This window comes from Collinsella sp. OF02-10, assembly GCF_003463445.1.
In the GTDB taxonomy this organism is placed as follows: domain Bacteria; phylum Actinomycetota; class Coriobacteriia; order Coriobacteriales; family Coriobacteriaceae; genus Collinsella.
The window spans coordinates 1-3,576 of record NZ_QSCW01000036.1 but is presented as its reverse complement, the minus strand read 5'-3'; the positions used below and the strand labels follow the sequence as shown (position 1 = coordinate 3,576).

General features: G+C 58.3%; 4 protein-coding genes. 2 read left to right on the top strand and 2 right to left on the bottom strand.

Annotated features, from left to right (window positions below):
* Positions 1 to 84 precede the first annotated feature (84 nt).
* Positions 85 to 1,524, bottom strand: a complete 1,440-nt coding sequence (locus tag DXA43_RS09970; protein WP_117807067.1) for a PLP-dependent aminotransferase family protein — start codon at positions 1,522 to 1,524, stop codon at positions 85 to 87.
* 145 nt (positions 1,525 to 1,669) lie between these two features.
* Here DXA43_RS09970 and pdxS point away from each other — a divergent pair, with 145 nt between their 5' ends.
* Both pdxS and pdxT read left to right on the top strand, forming a co-directional pair.
* Positions 1,670 to 2,560, top strand: a complete 891-nt coding sequence (gene pdxS, locus DXA43_RS09965) for a pyridoxal 5'-phosphate synthase lyase subunit PdxS (RefSeq protein WP_117807066.1) — start codon at positions 1,670 to 1,672, stop codon at positions 2,558 to 2,560.
* 20 nt (positions 2,561 to 2,580) lie between these two features.
* Positions 2,581 to 3,168, top strand: coding sequence for a pyridoxal 5'-phosphate synthase glutaminase subunit PdxT (gene pdxT, locus DXA43_RS09960; RefSeq protein ID WP_117807065.1), 588 nt, complete (start codon positions 2,581 to 2,583; stop codon positions 3,166 to 3,168).
* A gap of 138 nt (positions 3,169 to 3,306) precedes the next feature.
* Here the strand turns inward: pdxT and DXA43_RS10530 are convergent.
* Positions 3,307 to 3,576: hypothetical protein (locus DXA43_RS10530; protein WP_233540077.1), on the bottom strand; the 270-nt coding region annotated here is incomplete at its 5' end.

Genomic DNA, 3,576 nt, shown 5'->3' with positions numbered 1-3,576 from the left:
AGCGACGGACCTCGGGACGCTCTTACACCACGTCTGCGCGCGCCACCTGCTACAAAACGGCCTGGTCCTCCTCACGCTAAAAGCCTACTCACTTAGGTTAGAGGGTGCGCCCATTAGCTGCGATTCCAGGGTATTTAGCTCATTTGGACTCAAATCGTCGTACTGGACAAGGATTCGAGTCGGGTTTGAAGATCCATGTGCGCCATCGGGACACCAAAAACAGTCATTGATATCGATGTAAGGGATGCTCGAGCGCGCGAGGGCGCGTGTAAAAGAGTTTCCGCCCGTATCGCACTCCGCAACTACGACGCAGTAGAGGCCGGCATCCGCGTGCTCAACCAAAAACTCCCCCGCCGGAAACGCCTTTCGCACAAGCGCCGTCAGGCCATCACGCGCCTCGCGAGCTCGAACGCGCACGCGGTTCACATGTCGCTCGTAATCACCCGATTCCAGCAAGCGAGCCAAAGCGACCTGGTCAACAGAACTCACCGACGAGGCGTAAAAACCAAGGTTGCGCCTAAACCGTTCCATCAGCTCATCAGGCAGGACCATATACGCCAAACGCAGGGCCGACGACAGACTTTTTGAAAAGGTGTTGGTGTAGATGACCGATTGGGCGGCATCGATCGACGCGAGCGCGGGAATCGGCTTGCCGGCAAGGCGAAACTCACAATCAAAGTCATCTTCGATGAGATACCGGTCCGGCTGCTCGGCGGCCCAGCTCAGCAGGGCATAGCGACGCGCAATGCTCGTCACAAGGCCGGTCGGATATTGGTGAGACGGCATCAGGTGAAGGACATCCGCCCCGGTTTTCTGCAGAGCACTCAAGTCCACGCCTTCACCGTCCAACGGGATATGACGCACTTCGCAACCCATAGCCTGATAGATGCGCGTCAGGCGCAGATAGCCCGGATCCTCAACGGCATACACCTTGTCGGCTCCAAGCAACTGAACCAGCATGGTATCGAGCAGCTGGGCGCCCGCACCGATAACAATGTTGTTGGGGTCGACATTCATACCCCTCGTCCCGCGTAGATGGTGCGCAATCGCACGTCGCAGCCGAGCAGTGCCCTGCGCCGGTGCGGGCGAAAAGATTTCGCGCTCGTCCTCGGATGCCAGCGTCGCCCGTAGCGCGCTTTGCCAAAGCCGCGCCGCCTCCAAAGCAGAAGGAGAAAGCGCATCGAATCGCTCGACCTGTCCGTTGACATCATACACGCTGGGGCCCACAGAGACGGCATCTCGGTCGATGCCCTCCGCAGCCGAAGCCAAAACCGGTGCATCCGGAAGCTCGCAAGCGTAGTAGCCACGACGTGGCATTGAGCAAATATAGCCCTCAGCGAGTAACTGGCTATATGCATTCTCGATGGTAATAACACTGATTCCCAGATGACTGGCAAAGGCGCGCTTGGACGGCAGATGCTCCCCCGCCGTAATGCGTCCAGCTACGATATCATCTCGGATTTGCTGGTAAACATACTCATAGAGCGATGCTTCGCCGCGTTTTTCCAAATTGTAGTCAAGCATGAGTATATCACCTGACCTTATCGAGCTGTTCAATCTGGTATTAAGCTGACCTTATTATTATCTCGAAAACTGAGTATTTTGCCATGCCCAGCTCCCCGATAGGATTTTCCGTCAAGCAATGCACATGCCAACCAAGGGAGCAACCATGGCAGAACAGACCAGCAAGGCAGATCGCGTCAAACTCAATCGCGAGCTCGCGCAGATGCTCAAGGGCGGCGTCATCATGGACGTCACCACGCCCGAGCAGGCACGTATCGCCGAGGAGGCAGGCGCCTGCGCCGTCATGGCTCTCGAGCGCATCCCGGCCGACATCCGCGCCGCCGGCGGCGTGTCGCGCATGAGTGACCCCAAGATGATCAAGGGCATTCAAGAGGCCGTCTCCATCCCCGTCATGGCCAAGTGCCGCATCGGTCACATCGTCGAGGCGCAGGTCCTTCAGGCCATCGAGATCGACTACATCGATGAGTCCGAGGTTCTCTCCCCCGCCGACGATGTCTACCACATCGATAAGACCCAGTTTGACGTCCCGTTTGTCTGCGGTGCCCGCGATCTGGGCGAAGCGTTGCGCCGTGTTGCCGAGGGCGCCACAATGATTCGCACCAAGGGCGAGCCGGGCACGGGCGACGTCGTCCAAGCCGTGCGCCACATGCGCAAGATTCAAAAGCAAATCCGCGACGTTGCTGCTCTGCGCGATGACGAGCTCTTTGAGGCAGCTAAGCAACTGCAAGTTCCAGTCGAGCTTGTGCGCGAGGTCCATGCCACGGGCAAGCTTCCCGTGGTGAACTTTGCCGCCGGCGGTGTAGCAACCCCCGCGGACGCCGCGCTGATGATGCAGCTGGGTGCCGAGGGCGTCTTTGTCGGCTCGGGCATCTTTAAGAGCGGCGACCACGCCAAACGCGCCGCCGCCATCGTTAAGGCTGTGGCAAACTTCACCGACGCCAAGCTCATTGCCGAGCTTTCGGAGGACCTGGGCGAGGCCATGGTGGGCATCAACGCCGACGAGATCGAGATCATCATGGAGGAGCGCGGACGCTAGTCCGGCAGAAAGGATCGCACATGAGTGATTACGCAGACCAGACGGTCGCCGTGCTGGCGATCCAAGGTGCTTTTGCCGAGCACGAAGCGAGGCTGTCCGAGCTCGGCGCACGTTGTGTTGAGCTGAGGCAGGCGGCTGATTTGAAGCAGGACTTTGACCGTCTAGTACTTCCCGGCGGCGAGTCTACCGTTCAAGGGAAGCTGCTTGAAGAGTTGGGCATGCTCGAGGAGCTTCGTACCCGCATCGCTGAAGGTATGCCTGTATTGGGAACTTGCGCCGGCTTGATTCTGCTGGCGCGCGACCTTGCTGCCCACGACGATAAGGGGACGCCGCGCCTGGCAACCATGGATGTGCTCGTCGAGCGCAATGCCTATGGCAGACAGCTCGGCAGCTTTCGAGCCAAGGGGCAGGTAGCCGGCATCGACGGTGAAGTGCCGTTGACGTTTATCCGCGCGCCCCGCATCGTCGAGGTCCACGGCGACGCCAAGGCCTTAGCGAAAGTCGACGGGCGCATCGTCGCCGCCCGCCAGGGCAACCAGCTCGGCGTAACCTTCCACCCCGAACTCGACGAAGACACCCGCCTCCACGAACTGCTCCTACAAATGTAGGAAGAACAGAAACGAGAGTGGATAATCCCCCACCTTGAGCATGAATATGGGCTCATACCAGGAGATTATCCACTCTCATACTATGTAGTCGTTGGGGACGTTCTTAAACGACTACTCAAACAAGAACGTCCCCAACGACTACATTGCGATAGATGACCACGTTTGCCCAGATAAAACCGACCAAAATAAACCTGTCCCTTTTTGGCAGGTTTCGACCAAGGCAATGTCGATGTTTCGGCAACGAAAGCGAGCGCCCACCAGAGCGAACAAATTGGCATGAAAAGAGGACGGCATAGACCTTCTGGTCATGCCGTCCTCTTTGAATGACAAGTTGTCGCTCTGGTGGGCGCGCAGCGTCGAGCAGTTGCGCGGTTTGGTAAAACCACGCAACCCAATTAGAAGCGGTTG